This is a genomic window from Sporosarcina sp. P33 (assembly GCF_002077155.1).
GTDB lineage: Bacteria > Bacillota > Bacilli > Bacillales_A > Planococcaceae > Sporosarcina.
On sequence record NZ_CP015027.1, the window covers coordinates 1,093,369 to 1,113,099 of the forward strand.

At 44.3% G+C, this 19,731-nt stretch carries 17 protein-coding genes and 1 pseudogene; 8 read left to right on the forward strand and 10 right to left on the reverse strand.

Features of this window, described 5'->3' with window-relative positions:
* Positions 1 to 34 precede the first annotated feature (34 nt).
* Positions 35 to 1,377: pseudogene (locus SporoP33_RS05570) on the reverse strand (cytochrome P450).
* A 95-nt stretch (positions 1,378 to 1,472) separates the two neighbouring features.
* On the opposite strand from SporoP33_RS05570, the gene SporoP33_RS05575 reads away from it, so the two are divergent.
* Complete coding sequence (locus tag SporoP33_RS05575; protein ID WP_081242802.1) at positions 1,473 to 1,628, forward strand: DUF1540 domain-containing protein; 156 nt, start codon at positions 1,473 to 1,475, stop codon at positions 1,626 to 1,628.
* Between the two features lie 23 nt (positions 1,629 to 1,651).
* Here SporoP33_RS05575 and SporoP33_RS05580 read toward each other — a convergent pair whose 3' ends face one another.
* Together SporoP33_RS05580 and SporoP33_RS05585 are read right to left on the reverse strand one after the other, a co-directional pair.
* Positions 1,652 to 2,557, reverse strand: coding sequence for a DMT family transporter (locus tag SporoP33_RS05580; RefSeq protein WP_081242803.1), 906 nt, complete (start codon positions 2,555 to 2,557; stop codon positions 1,652 to 1,654).
* Between the two features lie 42 nt (positions 2,558 to 2,599).
* Positions 2,600 to 3,007, reverse strand: coding sequence for a PaaI family thioesterase (locus tag SporoP33_RS05585; protein WP_081242804.1), 408 nt, complete (start codon positions 3,005 to 3,007; stop codon positions 2,600 to 2,602).
* 389 nt (positions 3,008 to 3,396) lie between these two features.
* On the opposite strand from SporoP33_RS05585, the gene speD reads away from it, so the two are divergent.
* Genes speD through nspC form a run of 6 tightly spaced genes read left to right on the forward strand, consistent with a single transcriptional unit; the run spans position 3,397 to position 9,750 of the window.
* Positions 3,397 to 4,221, forward strand: coding sequence for an adenosylmethionine decarboxylase (gene speD, locus SporoP33_RS05590; protein ID WP_081244763.1), 825 nt, complete (start codon positions 3,397 to 3,399; stop codon positions 4,219 to 4,221).
* The gene (locus SporoP33_RS05595) at positions 4,214 to 5,689 is read left to right on the forward strand and encodes an aminotransferase class I/II-fold pyridoxal phosphate-dependent enzyme (RefSeq protein WP_099662749.1); all 1,476 of its coding nucleotides are present in this window, start codon (positions 4,214 to 4,216) and stop codon (positions 5,687 to 5,689) included. Before speD ends, SporoP33_RS05595 begins: the two co-directional genes overlap by 8 nt.
* Positions 5,686 to 6,537 (forward strand): polyamine aminopropyltransferase, encoded by an 852-nt coding sequence (gene speE, locus SporoP33_RS05600; protein ID WP_081242806.1) that lies wholly within the window; start codon positions 5,686 to 5,688, stop codon positions 6,535 to 6,537. Before SporoP33_RS05595 ends, speE begins: the two co-directional genes overlap by 4 nt.
* Positions 6,527 to 7,411, forward strand: a complete 885-nt coding sequence (gene speB / locus SporoP33_RS05605; protein ID WP_196796862.1) for an agmatinase — start codon at positions 6,527 to 6,529, stop codon at positions 7,409 to 7,411. The genes speE and speB overlap by 11 nt, the downstream gene beginning before the upstream one ends.
* The gene (locus SporoP33_RS05610) at positions 7,404 to 8,603 is read left to right on the forward strand and encodes a saccharopine dehydrogenase family protein (RefSeq protein WP_081242807.1); all 1,200 of its coding nucleotides are present in this window, start codon (positions 7,404 to 7,406) and stop codon (positions 8,601 to 8,603) included. The genes speB and SporoP33_RS05610 overlap by 8 nt, the downstream gene beginning before the upstream one ends.
* A 10-nt stretch (positions 8,604 to 8,613) precedes the next feature.
* Positions 8,614 to 9,750, forward strand: coding sequence for a carboxynorspermidine decarboxylase (gene nspC / locus SporoP33_RS05615; protein WP_081242808.1), 1,137 nt, complete (start codon positions 8,614 to 8,616; stop codon positions 9,748 to 9,750).
* A 42-nt stretch (positions 9,751 to 9,792) separates the two neighbouring features.
* Here nspC and cax read toward each other — a convergent pair whose 3' ends face one another.
* The 7 genes from cax to SporoP33_RS05650 form a co-directional block, all read right to left on the reverse strand.
* The gene (gene cax / locus SporoP33_RS05620; protein ID WP_231293332.1) at positions 9,793 to 10,818 is read right to left on the reverse strand and encodes a calcium/proton exchanger; all 1,026 of its coding nucleotides are present in this window, start codon (positions 10,816 to 10,818) and stop codon (positions 9,793 to 9,795) included.
* Between the two features lie 225 nt (positions 10,819 to 11,043).
* Positions 11,044 to 11,940: a nickel transporter permease gene (gene nikC / locus SporoP33_RS05625; protein ID WP_081242809.1), complete on the reverse strand. Its 897-nt coding sequence runs from the start codon at positions 11,938 to 11,940 to the stop codon at positions 11,044 to 11,046.
* Positions 11,941 to 11,957: 17 nt separating this feature from the next.
* Positions 11,958 to 12,962, reverse strand: a complete 1,005-nt coding sequence (locus tag SporoP33_RS05630; protein WP_081242810.1) for an ABC transporter permease — start codon at positions 12,960 to 12,962, stop codon at positions 11,958 to 11,960.
* A 92-nt stretch (positions 12,963 to 13,054) separates the two neighbouring features.
* A complete protein-coding gene (locus SporoP33_RS05635; RefSeq protein WP_081242811.1) occupies positions 13,055 to 14,683 on the reverse strand; it encodes an ABC transporter substrate-binding protein in 1,629 nt (542 codons plus the stop codon).
* Entirely contained in the window at positions 14,680 to 15,699 is a 1,020-nt protein-coding gene (locus SporoP33_RS05640) for an ABC transporter ATP-binding protein (protein WP_081242812.1), read from the reverse strand. Before SporoP33_RS05640 ends, SporoP33_RS05635 begins: the two co-directional genes overlap by 4 nt.
* Entirely contained in the window at positions 15,674 to 16,699 is a 1,026-nt protein-coding gene (locus SporoP33_RS05645) for an ABC transporter ATP-binding protein (RefSeq protein ID WP_081242813.1), read from the reverse strand. Before SporoP33_RS05645 ends, SporoP33_RS05640 begins: the two co-directional genes overlap by 26 nt.
* 195 nt (positions 16,700 to 16,894) lie before the next feature.
* On the reverse strand, positions 16,895 to 18,835 hold the full coding sequence (locus SporoP33_RS05650; RefSeq protein ID WP_081242814.1) for an alkaline phosphatase family protein: 1,941 nt from the start codon (positions 18,833 to 18,835) through the stop codon (positions 16,895 to 16,897).
* A 264-nt stretch (positions 18,836 to 19,099) separates the two neighbouring features.
* On the opposite strand from SporoP33_RS05650, the gene SporoP33_RS05655 reads away from it, so the two are divergent.
* The gene (locus SporoP33_RS05655; RefSeq protein WP_081242815.1) at positions 19,100 to 19,726 is read left to right on the forward strand and encodes a superoxide dismutase; all 627 of its coding nucleotides are present in this window, start codon (positions 19,100 to 19,102) and stop codon (positions 19,724 to 19,726) included.
* Positions 19,727 to 19,731 lie beyond the last annotated feature (5 nt).

Genomic DNA, 19,731 nt, shown 5'->3' on the forward strand with positions numbered 1-19,731 from the left:
TTTTTTTCATGCGATGTTTTATATAAAGCAGGAGCTACCCTATCTGTTTGACGGGCAAAACGGATGATCTGGTTTCTGCTATCATCGGCCAGCCGTCTTTTATACGCAAAGAAATTAGCGGCTCTGGGACCGGTGCATGAGGACGAATAGTACGAAATGAAAACTTCTTGTAAAAAACCGTCAAAATCAGTGTTGCCTCAAGCATTGCAAAACGCGACCCGATGCAACTGCGTGAACCGCCTCCAAACGGAAAATAACTGAACGGTGAATAGCGTTTGCCTGCAGCAAACCGTTCCGGATCAAAGGATTCAGGGTTCGAAAAACCTCTTCATTGCGATGAATGGAGTACGGACAGATCATAAACGTACTGCCCTTTTTAAAAGATTTTCCAAACATTTCAAGTGGCTCTTTAAGCTCCCGGTAAATCAGCCAGGCTGGAGGATACAGCCGCAGCCCTTCTTCAATAATTTGCTGTGTATAAGGTAATTTACTCATCCAGTGGAACGGATTGCCTGCAAGCTCTGCCGTGGTCAATTCTTCCGACAAACGTTCCTCCACTTCCGGATGTGCAGCAATTTCTGCAAACAGCCAGCCTAATAAATTGGCGGTTGTTTCGTGTCCCGCAAGCAGCATAGTCATCATCTGGTCCCGTACCTCTTTATCAGATAACACGTTTCCTTCTTCATCTGTTACTTCCATCATCATACCGAGCAGTGTTCCGTCAAACCACTGCGGATGCTTTTTGGCTGCAGTCAGCACGTCGCCAATCATTGCCTCCAGTGTCGAAATAGCCTCCTTATGCCGCTGATTTGTTTTTGTCGGGAAAGCGGCAGGAATCATCACCGGACTGAACAGAATTTTGACGCTTTGCTCAATTGTTGCTGTGACCGCATCTGCAAGTTTTTTCTCTTCCGCCGATACATCTGCAGAAAACATTGTTCGTGTAATGATCGACAGCGTCAGACGCATCATTACATTATGTATATCGTACTCACGCTTTTCTTCAAGACGTGCAGCGGCTTTCTCAGCTTCATCCACGATGGCATAGGCATAGCTTTCCAATGCATCTTTGTAAAATGCAGGCTGAACATATTTTTTCTGCTTGTTATGCCGTTCGCCTTCTGTTGTCAGCAAACCTTCCCCCACCGTCCGCTGCAAAACCGTTGTTGTCCGCCCTTTAATAAATGATTGATCCTGACGTATTAATATTTCTCTTACAGCTTCGGGACTGTTGACGACAAAAGTCGGTGACATACCTGTTTTTAATGAAATAACGTCGCCAAGCGGCTGAACACGTGTAAAAAAACGAATAGGATCACGCACAAATTCCAAGTAATTCTGTATGCGCGATGTATCGATATCCTGTACCTTGACCATAAACTCTCCTCCAGACGTTGCAAACTTATACTTCTCCCCATCTTCCGTATGTCTGCAGATATTCTGGACACAATAATAAAAAGGAGGTGGGTCAATTGGCAAAAGACGTATTGTGCGAAGTCACAAACTGCCACTTTTGGGAATCAGGCAATCAATGCAGTGCTGAAGCAATCAAAGTGGTCACGAGAAAAGGCAAAAAGGCGAAAGACTCAGCCGAAACAGATTGTGGTACATTCCTTCCAAAAGGATGATCCGCCAAGCAGCAGCCATGCAATCATGCCTGGCTGCTTTTTATTGCAGTGCCGGGACGGCGCATGGCTTCCCAGTTAACGGCAATAACGCTAAGAATCGCGATCAATCCGCCAATCGCTGACAATCCGCTCGGCAGCTCCTGCAGCCATACCCAGGCTACTATAATCGCAATAACCGGCTCTATGTAGAGAAGACTGGAGACAGCACCCGCGTCAGCAAGTGACAGTGCAGTAGACCATGTAACATAAGCAATAGTCGCTGGGATGATCCCCATATAGACTGTCGACAATGTCGCCTCAAGCGTGGCTCCCTGGATTTCATTAAGTAATCCCGGTGTGAAATAGAGAAATGGCAATGTACCTGCCCAAGTGAAATATGCCGTCAGTTCAACCGGTGTGTAGCGTTTAAATAAAGGCTTTTGAAAGACAAAGAAAATAGAAGTTGAAATAACAGCAGCGATAATAAACCAGGCACCGGCTGAAACTTCAAGTGTTCCTTCTGCACTTCCGGCTGTTATCAGCGCGACTCCTGCTAAACCAATTGCCATACCGATCCACCCAAGTCTGCTGATGGTTTCATGTAAAAATAAAACCGCGATCAGCGAAGTGAAAATGGGGACAGTGGCGATGAACAGGCCGGCTGTGCCAGCTGATACTGTTTGCTCTCCGTACGTTAAGCCAAAATGATAAATACTGATGCCCGCGAATCCTAGCAGCAGTATTTTCCATAGATCTTGGCGTGCCGGGAAGCGAATTTTTGTCCCTGGCCACAGTGCATACAAAATGAATACGAATGAAGCAACCAGAAATCTTGTTAAGACTAAATGGCCCGGTGAATATCCCCCGAGCAAGCTTACCCGGATAGCCGCGAAACTTGATCCCCATGCGGTAACAGTGAATAATCCCAAATAAAATGCTTTCTTATTCATAACGGAACCTTCCTTGGCCAAAAATCAGGTCATGTGCATACGTCATTTCAACTTAAATGTGGCGGTACAAAAGGCAACTAACTCATCCCGTTCATTAAACAGTTTTCCTTCCACCAATGCGGTAGTTCGTGTTCTGTTGATGACAGATGCCTTTGTATAGACCGCTTCCTGAACGACCGGCTTCAAGAAATTCGTAGCCATCTGAATAGTTGCAATTTCATCCGTGCCAAGTGACCGGCAAAGCACGCCCATCGTCGTGTCCAAAATAGACATATATATTCCGCCGTGAATAGTGCCGCTTATATTATCAAAGTCTTCTCGATAAGGTAAATATAATTCCACATCGCCTTCTTCTAATTTTTGTATTTGTGTACCAATAAACTTCCAAAATGGACTTGACTCAAAATCCTGCCGTAATCTTTCCAGATAATCCACTTTCGTTTCATTCATTTCGTTACCTCCAGAAAATGTAGTTATGTATTCTATACCATATCGTAAAGCAGTTCAGATAATAATTCAAAGAATTCTAACTTTACAAGGGGTACTGCAACTTTTTTATTTTTTTCTGCAAAAAAGTATTTGTTTTTTATTCATTTTCCTTTATAATGAAGACAATTTCATAAGTTTTTTAATTTAGGAAGAGTAAACCTGTGAGCATCATGCCACCCAAATCACCTGTTATGTAATGGAGTAGAGTTCATCTCTATACTTATATATACAAGCGAAACAGAGTAAAGGTCTCTCTCCAATCTGTCATGTTTGTGCTTTTTCATGTGGATTGGAGGGAGATCTTTTTTCATGCAATCACGAATTTCAAAGATTATATACAGAAAGGACGTATGTTACGGTTGGAAAATAAGCTGAAGCTCTACGGCTTTAACAACCTCACCAAAACTCTTAGCTTCAATATTTATGACGTGAGCTATGCGAAAAGTAGACGGGAGCAAAGTGAGTATATCGCCTATATCGATGAGCAATATAATTCGGAACGATTAACGAAGATTTTATATGATGTGACCGAGATGATCGGAGCTCATGTATTGAATGTCAGTAAACAAGACTACGACCCGCAGGGAGCCAGTGTGACGCTGATGATTTCAGAAGAGAAATTTCCCGCATCACAAATAGACCCGTCCTGTAATCAGGGAGCCATTCCTTTTCCTCCCGATAAAGATTCCGTCGTCAGTCATTTAGATAAAAGCCATGTGACCGTCCATACGTATCCCGAGTATCATCCCGATAATTCCATTGCGACGTTTCGGGTGGATATTGATGTTTCTACGTGCGGGGAGATCTCGCCGTTGAAGGCATTAGATTATTTGATCGGGAGTTTTGACTCAGATATTATTACAGCCGATTATCGCGTACGGGGATTTACACGTTCTGTTGACGGTAAAAAGCTGTTCATGGATCATGCCATGACATCGATTCAGGATTTCATCGACAGAAAGACGCTGGAAAAATACGATGCGATTGATATTAATGTCTATCAGGCGAATATTTTCCATACTAAGCTGCTAATTAAAGAAATTGATTTGCAGGAATACCTGTTCAATAAAGATGTCTCGGAGCTGCCTCCAAAAGAACGTCTTCAAATCTCGCATAATCTGCGGAAAGAGATGATTGAAATATACAGCGGTTCCAACGTCTATGAAAATGAGTGAGGAGAGAACATTGACACGATCACAACACCGCGTTCCTATTAAGGAAGCATTGCAGCAGTATCAGGAAGCACGTGTCGTGCCGTTTGATGTACCAGGGCACAAACACGGACGAGGCAACAGAGAGTTGGCCGACTTCCTCGGAGAAAGCTGTCTGCATCATGATGTAAATTCCATGAAGCCGCTCGATAACCTATGCCACCCTGTATCTGTCATCCGCGAAGCTGAAGAATTGGCGGCAGATGCTTTTGGTGCAAAGCATGCATTTTTGCTCGTCAACGGGACTACGTCCGCTGTTCAGGCAATGGTCATGACCGCCTGTAAAGCCGGAGAAAAGATCATTATGCCGCGCAACGTACACCGCAGTGCGATCAATGCGCTGATTTTAAGCGGGGCCGTGCCGATTTATGTGAACCCCGGCGTGCAGCAGGACCTCGGAATTCCGCTTGGCATGTCGGTGGATGAAGTGAAAAAGACCATCATGGATCACCCCGATGCGAAAGCGATTCTGATTAACAATCCGACGTACTACGGGATTTGCTCCAATTTACAGGCAATAACGGATCTTGCCCATGAGCACGATATGCTGGTGCTGGTGGATGAAGCACATGGCACGCATTTTTATTTCAACGACAAATTGCCAGCTTCCGCAATGTCAGTCGGTGCGGATATGGCCTCTATCAGTATGCACAAATCCGGCGGTTCACTTACCCAGAGTTCATTTTTACTGATTAATAACGGAGTGAGTGAAGGCTATACGCGGCAGATTATTAACTTGACACAAACAACGAGCGGGTCATATCTTTTGATGTCATCTCTCGATATATCACGTAAGAATCTGGCGCTGCACGGACAGGAAATTTTCGATAAGGTCATCAGAATGGCACAGTACACCCGTGATGAAATCAATCAGATCGGAGGATATTATGCCTATTCCAAAGAGCTGATCAACGGTGATACCGTCTATGATTTTGATGAATCAAAATTATCGATCCATACACGCCAAATCGGACTGGCCGGCATTGAAGTGTACGATATTTTGCGTGATGAGTATGATATTCAAATCGAATTCGGAGATGTGGCGAATATACTTGCTTATATTTCCGTCGGAGACCGGACGCTTGACCTTGAACGGCTAGTTGCTGCCCTGGCAGAAATTAAACGGCGCTATAAAAAGGATTCGGGCTCTTTATTCGATCATGAATACATTACTCCTGAAATTGTCCAGACGCCCCAGCAGGCATTTTATGCAGACAAGGAAGTACTGCAGTTAACAGAATCTTCGGGACGCATCGCAAGCGAATTCGTCATGTGCTACCCGCCCGGCATTCCGATCGTGGCGCCCGGAGAACGGATCACAGATGAAATCATCGCGTATATCGGCTATTGCAAGGACAAGGGGTGTTTCCTGACAGGGACAGAGGATACGCAAGTCGAACGGATTAACGTAGTGAAGGAGGACACCCGATGAATTTATGGTTTACAGAAGATCATTCACCGCATACCCGTTTTTCCATTCGCGTGGAGGAACATCTTTATACGGCGACGAGTGAATTCCAGAAAATTGATGTCTTCCAGACGACTGAGTTCGGGAAGATTTTAACTTTAGACGGCTATGTCATGGTGACGGAAAAAGATGAATTCATTTATCACGACATGATTGTTCACGTTCCGATGGCGACCAATCCATCGATTGAAAAGGTGCTCGTCATCGGTGCGGGCGACGGAGGAACTGTACGTGAATTAACGAGATACCCGTCAATCAAACGAATCGACATGGTTGAAATCGATCAGCAAGTCGTGGAGGTATGTCAAAAGTTTTTGCCGCAGACCGCCGCACAGCTGACAGATCCGCGCGTGCATCTCTATTTTGAGGATGGTCTGAAATTTGTACGTCAGCAAGAGAATTCCTATGACTTAATTATTGTAGACTCTACCGATCCATTCGGGCCGGGAGAGGGCCTCTTCACAAAAGAGTTTTACGGTAATTGCTATAAGGCGCTGAATGAAAAAGGGATTCTAGTGAATCAGCATGAAAGTCCATTTTATGCGGAAGATGCACGCGGAATGCAGCGCGCGCATAAAAGCATCACGGGATTCTTCCCGGTCTCGAAAGTTTATCAGGCGCATATTCCAACCTACCCTTCCGGACATTGGCTGTTCGGATTTGCATCCAAAAAATATGATCCAGTGGATGATTTGAATGCGGATGCCTGGAATGCTCTCGGTTTACAAACAAAGTATTATAATCCCAAACTGCACGTCGGCTCTTTTGCATTGCCGAATTATGTAAAGGAGCTGCTGATCCATGCTGAATAAAAATATTGAAACCTTTTTAGGTTTTGAAGCAGATTATGAGGAATCATCTTTTGTCATCTTCGGAGCACCTTTTGATTCAACCACATCGTTTAGACCGGGTACGCGCTTCGCCAGTAAAGTGATGCGCAGCGAATCATTCGGACTCGAGACATACAGTCCGTATCAGGATGCAGATTTGACGGATTTCGCGTTATTTGACGGCGGCGACCTGGAACTCAGTTTCGGCAACACTGAACGCGCATTGGCACAGATCGAAGAATTCACTGCGCAAGTTCTGAAAGATGAAAAGATCCCTTGCATGATCGGCGGCGAACACTTGGTGACATTGGGCGCTGTCCGTGCGGCTGCTAAAAAATATCCTGACTTGCATGTCATCCAATTCGATGCACATACCGATTTGCGTGAAGATTATTTGGATCAGCGTCTGTCCCATGCTACAGTCATACGCAGAATTTGGGACTTGCTTGGTGATAAGAAAATCTTTCAATACGGCATCCGTTCCGGCGACCGTCCTGAATTCGAATGGGCAGCCAAGCAGCATGTGTTTATGAATAAATTTAATTTTGACGGTCTCGAAGATACAGCGGCAAAGCTGCAGGGAAAACCTGTGTATTTAACAATTGATCTGGATGTGCTGGATCCTTCCGTATTTCCCGGAACCGGTACACCCGAAGCAGGCGGTGTAAGTTTCGTTGAACTGCTGCAGGCGATTTTAACAGTCAGCGGCCTGAATATTGTCGCCTGTGATATTAACGAGCTGTCCCCTGTCTATGACCAAAGCGGCGTGTCAACCGCCGTTGCCTGTAAAGTGTTGCGTGAACTAACCATAGCAATAAATAAAAATAATGAAATTGGTGGTGTCAATAATGAGTAAAGCATTAATTATTGGAGCAGGCGGCGTAGCATCTGTCGTCGCGCATAAGTGTTGCCAAGTACCGGATGTATTTGAAGAAATCTGTATCGCAAGCCGTACAAAGTCTAAATGTGACGCGTTAAAAGAAAAACTGGACGGCGGCCGCACCAAAATCCAAACTGCACAAGTGGATGCGGATAACGTGCCTGAACTGGTTGCGTTAATCAATGAATTCAAACCTGACATCGTTATCAACGTTGCATTGCCTTATCAAGATTTGACAATCATGGACGCTTGTCTTGAAACAAAAACGGACTATCTTGACACAGCAAACTACGAGCCGCTCGACACTGCGAAATTCGAGTATAAGTGGCAATGGGCATACAAAGAGAAATTTGAAGAAGCGGGCATTACCGCATTACTCGGCAGCGGTTTCGATCCCGGTGTAACAGGCGTATTCTCTGCCTACGCATTGAAGCATTACTTTGACGAGATTCATACGATTGATATCGTGGATGCCAACGCCGGTGATCACGGATATCCGTTTGCTACGAACTTCAACCCAGAAATCAACATCCGTGAAATCACAGCAAACGGCCGATACTACGAAAAAGGAGAGTTCATCGAAACCGAACCTCTTGAAGTGAAACGTGTCTATGACCTGCCTGAAATCGGACCAAAAGATGTCTATCTGTTATACCATGAGGAATTGGAATCGCTGGCAAAGAATATTACAGGAGTAGAGAAAATTCGATTCTGGATGACATTCTCCGAAAAGTATTTGACGCATCTTCGCGTGCTGGAAAACGTCGGCATGACATCCATTGAGCCAATCGAATTTGAGGGACAGCAAATTGTTCCGCTGCAATTCCTGAAAGCGGTTCTGCCTGACCCTGCTTCCCTGGGACCACGCACAAAAGGAAAGACTAATATTGGCTGTATTTATCAAGGCACGAAAGACGGCGAACCAAAAACATATTACGTCTATAATATTTGCGATCATCAGGAGTGTTACCGCGAAGTAGGCTCACAGGCTATTTCTTACACTACAGGTGTGCCTGCTATGATTGGCGCCATGATGATGCTAACAGGCAAGTGGAAAAAACCAGGTGTCTTCAATATTGAAGAATTTGATCCAGATCCATTCATGGAAGCATTGAATGAATATGGATTACCTTGGCACGAGGATTTTAATCCTACTTTGATCGACTGAGGAGATTACTATGAACTTTGATATACAAGCAGTTCCTTCACCCAGCTATGTCGTTGACGAAAAACTGTTGCTCGCGAATTTAGAAAAAATGAAATCAGTCATTGATCAAACGGGATGTAAAATTCTGCTTGCGCAAAAAGGTTTTTCCATGTTTGAAGTTTATCCGTTAATTGGCCGGTATTTACACGGGGTGACATCAAGCGGTTTATTTGAAGCGCGTCTCGGTTACGAAGAGATGGGTAAAGAAGTGCACACCTACGCTCCGGCTTTCCACGAAGATGAGTTTGATGACATTCTGCGTTATTCTGATCATCTGGTGTTCAATTCATTTGCGCAGTGGAAGCAATTCAAGGACCGTGTGCAGAGGCATGATCAGCCGATTGAATGCGGCATCCGGATTAATCCCGAATACTCAGAGATTGAAACAGATATGTACAATCCTTGCTTTTCATTCTCGCGGTTCGGTGTCACATTAGAGAACTTTGAAGCAGATGAGCTGGATGGCATCACCGGACTGCACTTCCACACGATGTGTGAACAAAACTCTGATACGTTATGGCGCACGATTCAAATTATTGATGAAGAGTTTGGTCCTTATTTACAGAAGATGAAGTGGATCAATTTCGGGGGCGGCCATCATATTACACGTCCTGATTATGATATCGAAACATTAATCCGCTCCATTCGATTTATGCAGGATAAGTATCAGCTTGATGTGTACTTGGAGCCAGGCGAAGCCGTTGCACTCAACACAGGATTCCTCGTTGCCACCGTGCTTGATACCATGCATAACGGCATGCCGATTGCCATTCTTGATACATCAGCTTCGTGCCATATGCCAGACGTTCTCGAAATGCCTTATCGTCCCGAAATTATCGGTGCGGGAAAGCCTGATGAAAAAGCACATACGTATCGTTTAGGCGGTCCGACATGTCTTGCAGGTGATGTGATCGGCGACTATTCGTTCGATCAGCCGCTGCAGCCAGGCGACCGACTGGTATTTTGCGATATGGCGCATTATTCTATGGTAAAAAACAATACATTTAATGGTGTCAACCTGCCGTCTATCGTCCTGCATACTGCGGATAATAACATCAACGTCGTAAAACAATTCGGCTATGAAGATTTCAGGCAGCGCCTATCATAATAAAAACCGGTTCGCTTTTATGTAAGCGAACCGGTTTTTTACTTATAATAAGAAGAATCCGATACCCATGATTAAGTAGGCTGAAAATAGCACGAGCCCTTCAAACCAGTTTGACTCCCCGTCATGACAAATATTGACGACCAGAAATGTGGCGGTAATCATGGCAATCAACTCAGGCCAGGTGAATACAAGCGGCATTGCAGTAGGCATCAATAACGAAATCAGGACAAGCACCGGTGTTACAAACATTGCTATCTGCAATGTAGAACCGATTGCAATCTCGACCGATACATCCATCTTATTTTTCATTGCCAATGTAATTGCAGATGAATGCTCTGCCGCGTTTCCAACGATTGCGACGATGATGACACCGATAAACAATTCTGTCCAGCCAAACTTTTCACCCAATGTCCCGAATGTATGCACGAGTTTTTCAGAAACATATGCAACGGCTACTGTTGCAACTAATAGTACCACTATGGATTTCTTCTTTGTCCATTCCGGCACTTCATCTGTTTCATGATTTTCGGAACCGAATACGCCTCGGTGTGTAAATAACTTAAACACCAGACCTGCCAAGTAAATCAGGATGAGTATGATGGAAATACCAATACTCAAATTCAGACCTGTTTTAGTATCCATCGTCATCGAGAAGACTTCCGGAATCACAAATGCCACGACAATCGCAAAAATCAATAATGCAGAATTAAATCGAGCATCGAAAATATTAAAGTTCTGTCTTTTATGCTTCAAACCACCTGCGAAAAAAGATAGACCTAGAACCAATAATAAGTTACCTAAAACAGAACCTGTCAACGATGCCAGTACGATTGCAATCAATCCGGCTTTCAATGTAAATATTGAAATTATGAGTTCTACCGCATTGCCGAATGTTGCATTTAATAAACCGCCAATCCGCGGTCCACTGACAATCGCTAAACTTTCTGTTGCTCTTCCAATGAATCCAGCCAGTGCAATAATACTGTAACAACATAGCGCAAACATCCACAAATCTGGCCAATTCAAGAGTGACGCTATAAACACTAAAGGTACTCCTGTAAACGCCATGACAGTAAATACTTTATTCAGTTTCTCCACCTCATCCCATCATCAATTTGTTATCATCATTCCCTGATTACCGACTGAATAAACTGGTTAAAAATTGGTTGTACACCATACCTGCCCGTGATTGCGGCGCCCGCTGTTTTTCCCAAAAAAATACGGCAAAGTCCCAGTATCAGACTTTGCCGTAATATGAAAACTTATCATTCAGCAATCATTTATTGTTACATTTTAACTCTTCATCTTCGGATCCAGTGCATCACGCAAGCCGTCACCCATTAAGTTGAAGCCTAACACAGTGAGCATAATCGCAAGACCCGGGAAAATCATCGTCCATGGAGCATTTTGCAAGTAATCTTTGGAGTCTGCCAGCATTTTTCCCCATTCCGGATACGGCGCCTCTGCTCCCAGACCGAGGAAACCGAGTGCTGCTGCTTCCAGAATCGCTGTAGCAATCGCTAACGTTCCCTGAACGATAACCGGTGCCATCGAGTTGGGCAATATATGCGAAAACAAAATGCGAAAATCTTTCATACCAATCGCCTTTGCCGCTGTAATATATTCATCTTCTTTAATACTCAGCACTTTGGATCGTATTAACCGGCCAAAGTTCGGTACGTTGATGATCGCAATGGCAATCAATGCGTTGCGCAAACTTGGTCCCAAGACAGATACAATCGCAATCGCCAGCAGAATCGAAGGGAATGCGAGCATGATATCGAAGATCCTCGAGATAATCGTATCCACCCAGCGTCCATAATAACCTGCGATAATACCAAGGAAACTTCCCACTACAATTGAGCCGACTACAGAGAAGAATCCTACAGATAATGAAATTCGCGCACCGTGAATAATACGCGAGAAGATATCACGGCCAAAGTCATCCGTTCCGAACCAATACTCTGAAGAAGGAGGCTGCAGTCGATCTGCCATCAGCTGTTCATTGATCCCTTCTTTTGTGACCAGCGGACCGAAGAGTGCAAGCAAAATGAAAAATAATACGATAAATGCTCCTGCGACCGCCACTTTACTTTTGCGAAAACCTATCCAAGCTTCCCGCCAAGGTCCTGTTGTCTTTTCCAGCTGCGCTTCTGCCGCTCCATCTACCTTAGGCGTTAATTCTGACATGAACTGTTCCTCCTTCCTCAATCATACTTAATCCTCGGATCAATCAGTCCATACAGTAAATCGACAAACAGATTGATCATTACGAAGATAAATGCCACGATGAGGATTCCTGATTGAATGACAGGATAATCTCTAAAGTTAATTGCATCATAGATATAGCGTCCGATTCCGGGCCAGGCAAAGATGGTTTCTGTCAGAATGGCCCCTCCCAGAAGCAAACCCATCTGAAGACCAATAACTGTCAATACGGGAATCACCGCATTTTTCAGCGCATGCTTATACACTACCCAAAACATTTTTTGACCTTTTGCCCGTGCCGTACGAATATAGTCAGCACGCATTACTTCAAGCATACTCGAACGCGTCATCCTGGCGATAATCGCCATTGGAATTGTTGCAAGTGCTAATCCGGGCAGAATCAAATGTTTAAGGACTTCCCATAATTGATCAAACCTGCCCTGGATTATCGTATCAATTATGTATAAATTGGTTATGGCTGAAACAGGATCCCGGACATTTTCACGGCCCGTTGTCGGCAGCCATTGCAATTCAATGGCAAATGCCCACTGCCCCATTAATCCCAGCCAGAAGATCGGCATGGATACGCCGATTAATGCCAATACCATTGCTGAATAATCAAACCATGAATTTTGGAACCAGGCAGAAATAATGCCTGCATTGATACCTATAACTACTGCAATAACCATTGCAAATAATGCCAGCTCTAGCGTAGCCGCCAAATAAGGCCAAATTTCGTCCGCCACAGGAAGTCGCGTACGCATGGATTCCCCTAAGTCACCTTTTAAAATACCGCCCAGATAACTGAAGTACTGCGTATACCAAGGCTGGTCGAGACCCAGTTTAATCGTCAGTGCTTCTACCGCTTCTTTTGTTGCCTGCTGCCCTAAAATTACTTGTGCCGGATTACCGGGTATTGCACGTATCAGCATGAATACTAAAAATGTCATACCAAGCAGGACAGGAATTAGCTGCAAAAGTCTTTTAATCGTATAGTTGAACAACTCTTTCACCCCTCCGGCTCTTATCTCTTCAACCAAAGAAAGGGAGAATGCTGAATTCTCCCTCTTCTCGATCCATACAATTTACATCGTGCTTATTTGAATTCTACGTTGGATAACAAATCAGACCCAGTAGGATGAGGAACGAAACCAGTTAATTCTTTTGCTCCGCCCAACAATGGAATGGAGTGAGCAAGCGGCACCCATGGAGCTTCTTCGTGAAGAATTTCCTGAGCTTCCTTGTATAACTCATTACGCTTGTCTTCGTCTACTTCTGTCTGTGCTTCTAGGAATAGTTTATGTGTTTTATCGTTCTTGAAGTATGTGTAGTTATTGCTTCCGATATTATCTTCATCCAATAGGACATACAGGAAGTTATCCGCGTCACCGTTATCACCTGTCCAGCCTAGCATGAACGCATCTGCGTCTCCCTTGCTTGCTTTATCCAGGTACGTTGCCCACTCATACGAAACGATTTTTGCTTTGATTCCGACGTCAGCCAAGTTACTCTGAATGGCTTCAGCCACTTTCGTTCCGTCTGGCATATATGGACGCGGAACAGGCATTGCCCAAAGTTCCATTTCAAATCCATCTTCAAGACCTGCTTCTTTTAATAGCGCTTTTGCTTTTTCAGGATCATATTCATATCCTTCAATTTCATCATTGTAACCTGAAATAGATGAAGGCATCGGGTTCTTTGCGACTTCCGCGCGCCCTTCAAAGAATGAGTCAATGATTGTCTGCTTATCGATTGCATAGTTCATTGCCTGACGCACTTCTTTTTTATCAAACGGCTCGCGGGTTACTGTCAGCCCAAGGTACCCCACGTTCATAGAAGGACGCTCAAATAACTGCAATTTGTCGTTGTCTTCAATTTTCTGACCGTCAGCCGGATTAATCCCGTCTGCCAAATCAATTTCACCAGAAAGTAAAGAGTTCAGACGCGCAGAGTTATCCGGGATAGACTGGAAAATAACGCGATCCAATTTCGGAAGTCCTTCCTGCCAATAGTCTTCGTTCTTTTCAATGGTGATCGTTTCATTTGGCTTCCACTCTACAAACTTGAATGGACCTGTGCCAACAGGGTTGCGCTCATATTCGTCATCGCCCTTTTCAAAAGCTGTCGGACTTGAAATCGCAAACATGCTCATGGCGATATTTTTCAAAAATGGTGCCTGCGGACGCTTCAATGTAATGATGACTGTTGAATCTCCATCTGCAGTTACAGATTCGATTACGTGCTCTTCGTCATCTTTGAAACCGCCAAACATCGAGTTATAGTATGGGAATGTATCTGAATCTCCATTAGCCCAGCGCTCAAAGTTTTTAACAACTGCTTCCGCATTGAAGTCTGTGCCGTCGTGGAACTTCACGCCTTCTTGTAATTGGAATGTATATGTTAAGCCATCTTCACTTGTCTCGTACTCTTTTGCAAGACCCGGCTGAACTGTCGTATCCTGCTCCCCAAAGTTCAGCAATGTTTCAAATAAATTCACTGTTACCTTAAATGTTTCCCCTTCTGTAACACGGGATGGGTCAAGAGATGTTGAATCTCCGCCTCGTCCAAATACCAAAGTCTTATTTTCACTGCCCCCTTTGTCTGCAGTGTCTTTGTCCTTGCCGGTGCTTCCTTCTTTGTCATCGCCGCCGGAACAGGCTGCCAGTGCCGTTGACAATACAAGAAGCATGATCAGCGCGAACGACCACAATCTCCCTTTTCTCATACAGATCCCTCCAATTGTTTTTGTCTTTCTATATCATCGTCGCCTTCCGCCGTGTAGAGATGGCAGGCAACAGAATGACCGGTACTTTCCTCTGTTAACACAGGGGTGATTTTCGTACAAACATCCATCTTGAAAGGACAGCGGGTGTGGAATGAACAGCCGCTCGGCGGATTCGCCGGGCTGGGCATATCGCCTTCTATAATGATTTGTTCCTTATGATAATTCGGATCCGGCACAGGCACTGCGGATAATAAGGCCTGAGTATAAGGATGAAGAGGATTTGCATACAGCTTTTCGCTTTCTGTAATCTCCACAATTTTCCCTAAGTACATGACTGCTACACGGTCACTGATATGACGAACGACCCCGAGGTCATGTGCAATGAAGATATACGTCAAATTGAATTCCTTCTGCAGATCCTGCATCAAATTTAAAACCTGTGCCTGTATGGATACGTCTAAGGCAGAGACCGGTTCATCCGCAATAATTAATTTCGGGTTGGTCATCAATGCACGCGCAATGCCAATTCGCTGACGCTGTCCCCCGCTGAATTGATGCGGATAGCGTTTCGCATGATATTCGCTCAGTCCGACAATCTTCAAGAATTCCACAACTTTTTTTCGGCGTTCTTTTGTGTTGCTGATGCCGTGAACAATGAGCGGCTCTTCTAATATTTTTCCGATTGTATGGCGGGGATTTAATGAAGCATACGGATCCTGAAACACCATCTGGATATCCCGACGGACTTTCCGCACTTCATTCGCCGGCAGTTTTGTCAAATCTTTTCCTTGGAACTCTACGACGCCCTCTGTCGGTTCAAGCAGCTGCATGATTGTCCGGCCTGTCGTTGATTTGCCGCAGCCGCTTTCACCTACAATGCCGAGCGTCTCACCTTCATTTACATGAAATGAAACATCGTCGATTGCTTTGACATAGCCGACAGTTCTGCCGATCAATCCTTTATGAATCGGAAAATACTTTTTTAATCCTTCAACTCTCAGCAGCGGCTTGTTCATCTGTGCCCGTCACCCCTTCTTGCCCGTCATATAAAAAGCATCTGGTCTGGTGATTGTCAGCGTTTTGATATAGTTCCGGAGTTTGCACCCAGCACCTGGAGAAAGCGCTTTCACACCTTGCTGCGAATCTGCAGCCCTTTTCGATGGAGCCCGGTTTCGGCACATTGCCCGGAATAGAATAGAGACGGTCTTTTTTATCCCGCATATCCGGCACCGACTGAATTAGCCCCCGCGTATAAGGATGACACGGATTTTCAAATATGTCTTCGGTTGTCGCTTCCTCTATCACTTGGCCTGCATACATTACTACGACACGTTCGCAAGTTTCCGCCACAACTCCCAAGTCATGCGTGATTAATAGAATCGCTGTATTCATGCGTTCATTGAGTTCGCGCATCAGTTTTAGAATTTGGGCCTGAATCGTTACATCCAATGCTGTTGTCGGTTCATCTGCAATGAGGACTTTGGGATCACAAACCAGTGCCATCGCAATCATCACACGCTGACGCATACCGCCTGAAAGCTGATGCGGATATTCTTTCATAATTTCTTCTGAACGGGGCAGTCCGACTAATTTCAACATCTCAATTGCCCGCTCTTTTATTTGCTTTTTCGACCATTTCTTTTCATGCAGGGAAATCGCTTCCGACATCTGATTGCCAATTGTAAATAGCGGATTCAATGATGTCATAGGCTCCTGGAAAATCATCGCTACATCATTCCCGCGAATTTTCCTCATTTCCTTTTCGGATTTTTTGAGAAGATCCTGGCCTTCAAAGAGGATTTCCCCTCCAGTAATTTTGCCGGGAGGATTTGGAACTAACTGCATAATAGACAGTGAGGTTACACTCTTTCCACAGCCGGATTCCCCTACAATCCCCAAGACTTCCCCTTCTCTTACATAAAAGTCCACGTGATCTACTGCTGGAATTTCCCCTGAATCCGTGAAAAAGGTCGTTTGCAAATCCTTAACTTGAAGTAATTTCTTTCTTTCGTTCATTTGCTCACCTTTTTCTATTTTCTGAAATAACCCATTAATCACTATTATACTTTTTTTCTAATTAAACGCAAGATGCTTTTTTAATAAAATATTATATTGAGAAAAATCTGTCAAAATAAAAGAAACGCAGCAGGAAATGTTTTACCTAAGCGTTTCTCGTAACTGACTATTTTTTATAATGTTATATCTATCCTATTACTTGTATATTGATTCACGTTGCCAGATTGCCTTTCCGTCTACAAAATCCGGCGCTCGTAAATCTAATAACTCATATACACTTGGCGCTATATCCGTCATAGTAATGCGATCAGTTATTTCACCGGGTTTTATCATTGGGCCTGCTGCATATAGAATAGGCCGCAGGCGCGGACGTTCTGGATCTCCCCCATGACTCCCCATTTCCTGCGTTGGTTCAACAGCAATTTCCGCGTCTTTTCCCATCAAATAGCCCGGGGCTGCCGACAGAAACACATCCCCGCTATTATCATTGTTTATTTTGTCATAATCCTCTGCTCCTGCCATCCACACTTTTTCATATGGAGAAACTTGCACTTTTTTGCGGTCAGACAACAAGGTGATGCCCGGATAGGAATACGCAATATCGGATGCACCGGTAAGCCAGCGCAATATCGGGTGGGCTGTTTCTTCAAGGTTTTGTATTAGACTTGAAAATACCGTTCTTCCAGTAAATACCGAAACAATCTCCTTCCTCACTTGATCAAATTCTTCCGGTTCGACAATCCCCTTTTTTTCTCGGCCTTTCAAGTTCACATATACATGTGCTATCGTTCCGCTTGCTTCGGCATAAGCTTTCGTTTTCGTTTGATCTATTTCTCCACTCTGATTCTTTACAAGTAAGCCGGCCTTTTCGAGCTCTTTATTCGGTGACAGTCTGGTATGAATCGGTTCGAGTCCGTGATCTGATACGATGAATAAATAATCTTCTGGATTCATGTCGTTCCAGATTCTCCCGATCGCCTGGTCTGCTTGACTGAACGCCCAGCTGACATACATCTCTTTCTCCAGTATATTTGCTGTCACATACCCAGGCTGGGCTGGCTCTCTTAGCAGGTATTCATGCAATTCATTGTCTACTACAGGGTAATAATAAAACAGCAAGTCAGGACGGTACTGTTCTTTAATATACAAACTGACATCCGTAACCCAGTCAGTAAACCGTTCTCCTGCCTGTTCATATTCTTCCCTTGTAATGTCTCCATTCGTAAATGCGGTCAGCTCGTCAGCAGCAGGGTAAAACCCAAATCGCTCGTCAATATCTTCGGCGAACTTACCCGGCCCCCTATAAAGGCCGCCCATTACAGTTCCCTGAAACAGCTGTAACTCTTCGTTATTATCAGGGTTCTTCTTAAGTTTCATATAAAAACCGGCACTGTCCAATGATGGCACGTCCAATGCCGCCGCAACCCAGTCTTCCACAGAAATTTCTTCTCCAATTTCCTTTTGATTCATGGACAGATAAAACTTTGGTTCATGTTCATCCGTTCTTAACACATATAGCTGCAGTGACGGAGAATTTTTAATATCCAATGAAATTACGGCTTCTTCAACATCCATAGAGCCCGAAGATAATTGTTCCGCCCGCTCATCTTCAATGGGTGAAAAGCTTAGGTCATGAAGCTCCGAGTCCGCTAATGTGCCGCCTGAATAAACTGCATACGTCGCAGCAGAAGCGTTATCCGGATTCGAGTCAGGAAAAGCAACAGTGGCCGTCACTTTGCCTTGATCCCTCGCTTCCTTCCATATAGGCGTGACTCCAAGTGTTTGTGAAAATCCGCTCTGATCATCCTTAACTTTTTCACCTGAAGAATGAAACTGATTACTGACAATACCTGTTTTTGCAGGGCCTGCGCCGGTTGCCATTGCGGCATGTGACGGCGCGGTCAAAGACGGGGTGACCGTAACAAAATCCGTTGCATAGGCTGCCTCTTGCTGGAATTTCTGTAAGTTGCGCATGATTCCTTTATCCATATAACGCTTCGCATCCATATAACCTAATCCGTCAAACGATACAACGCTGATTGTTCCAGCCGATTCCGCTGCCCGGACAGATGGATTATTTATAGTACATATTATAGTGATAAAAATAATAATGAAGACAGTCATTCGATTGGTCATAGTGGCTTCCCTCGCTTTACAGAACTATTCCCTGTAAGAATTCACGGTAAACTTGCTAACTGCAAGGATTTAAAAGAGTCAATATTCCTCTAGCGAACTTCATACAACTATTGCGAAATAACAAATAGTTCTTTTTATTCATTTCATATTTTTTTCAATAAATAACTTGCAATGTATCTATTTTAGGATTAATGTTGCCTTGAGGAAACATTATTTCCTTAGGGAAACTTTAAAGTTTCTCATCGTTTCTTTGGAGGTGAAAATTTGAAGCCATTTGTTCTACCTGAACTGCCTTACGCAGTAGACGGACTTGAACCGTATATCGATGCACGGACATTGGAGATCCATCACGGAAAACACCACCAGACGTATGTCAATAACTTAAATGCTGCTCTGGAAAATCACGAAGAGCTGCAGTCTCAATCCCTTGAGTCTTTATTGACAGATCTCAGTCAGGTTCCTGAGGAGATTCGCACCGCTGTTCAAAATAACGGCGGCGGACATTACTGTCACAGCTTGTTCTGGGAATCCATGACAGTGAAAGGTAAAGGTGAACCGTCAGCAGACATTAAACGGGAAATCGATAAGTATTTTACTACATTCGATAATTTTCAAGATGTCCTGTCAAAAGCGGCGATCAGCCGGTTCGGCAGCGGATATGGCTGGCTCGTATTGAATAATGGCGAGCTGGAAGTCATGAGCACGCCAAATCAGGATACGCCGTTGAAAGACGGAAAGACTCCATTGCTCGTAATCGATGTATGGGAACACGCTTATTACTTGGCATATCAGAACCGCCGCCCCGATTTTGTGAAAAATTGGTGGCATACAGTGGACTGGGATGTTGTCAATGAGCGCTTCCTGAAAGCCGGCAAACAAGCGGCAAAGTAGATTTT

What these genes read in the sequence shown, in the direction of transcription:
- speB (WP_196796862.1), top strand. Translation starts at nt 6,527, where the DNA reads ATGCTGAATAAAAATATTGAAACCTTTTTAGGTTTTGAAGCAGATTAT.
- speE (WP_081242806.1), top strand. Translation starts at nt 5,686, where the DNA reads ATGAATTTATGGTTTACAGAAGATCATTCACCGCATACCCGTTTTTCC.
- SporoP33_RS05610 (WP_081242807.1), top strand. Translation starts at nt 7,404, where the DNA reads ATGAGTAAAGCATTAATTATTGGAGCAGGCGGCGTAGCATCTGTCGTC.
- nspC (WP_081242808.1), top strand. Translation starts at nt 8,614, where the DNA reads ATGAACTTTGATATACAAGCAGTTCCTTCACCCAGCTATGTCGTTGAC.
- SporoP33_RS05650 (WP_081242814.1), bottom strand. Translation starts at nt 18,835, where the DNA reads ATGACCAATCGAATGACTGTCTTCATTATTATTTTTATCACTATAATA.
- SporoP33_RS05635 (WP_081242811.1), bottom strand. Translation starts at nt 14,683, where the DNA reads ATGAGAAAAGGGAGATTGTGGTCGTTCGCGCTGATCATGCTTCTTGTA.
- SporoP33_RS05640 (WP_081242812.1), bottom strand. Translation starts at nt 15,699, where the DNA reads ATGAACAAGCCGCTGCTGAGAGTTGAAGGATTAAAAAAGTATTTTCCG.
- SporoP33_RS05585 (WP_081242804.1), bottom strand. Translation starts at nt 3,007, where the DNA reads ATGAATGAAACGAAAGTGGATTATCTGGAAAGATTACGGCAGGATTTT.
- SporoP33_RS05580 (WP_081242803.1), bottom strand. Translation starts at nt 2,557, where the DNA reads ATGAATAAGAAAGCATTTTATTTGGGATTATTCACTGTTACCGCATGG.
- nikC (WP_081242809.1), bottom strand. Translation starts at nt 11,940, where the DNA reads ATGTCAGAATTAACGCCTAAGGTAGATGGAGCGGCAGAAGCGCAGCTG.
- SporoP33_RS05595 (WP_099662749.1), top strand. Translation starts at nt 4,214, where the DNA reads ATGAGTGAGGAGAGAACATTGACACGATCACAACACCGCGTTCCTATT.
- cax (WP_231293332.1), bottom strand. Translation starts at nt 10,818, where the DNA reads ATGGCGTTTACAGGAGTACCTTTAGTGTTTATAGCGTCACTCTTGAAT.
- speD (WP_081244763.1), top strand. Translation starts at nt 3,397, where the DNA reads ATGTTACGGTTGGAAAATAAGCTGAAGCTCTACGGCTTTAACAACCTC.
- SporoP33_RS05645 (WP_081242813.1), bottom strand. Translation starts at nt 16,699, where the DNA reads ATGAACGAAAGAAAGAAATTACTTCAAGTTAAGGATTTGCAAACGACC.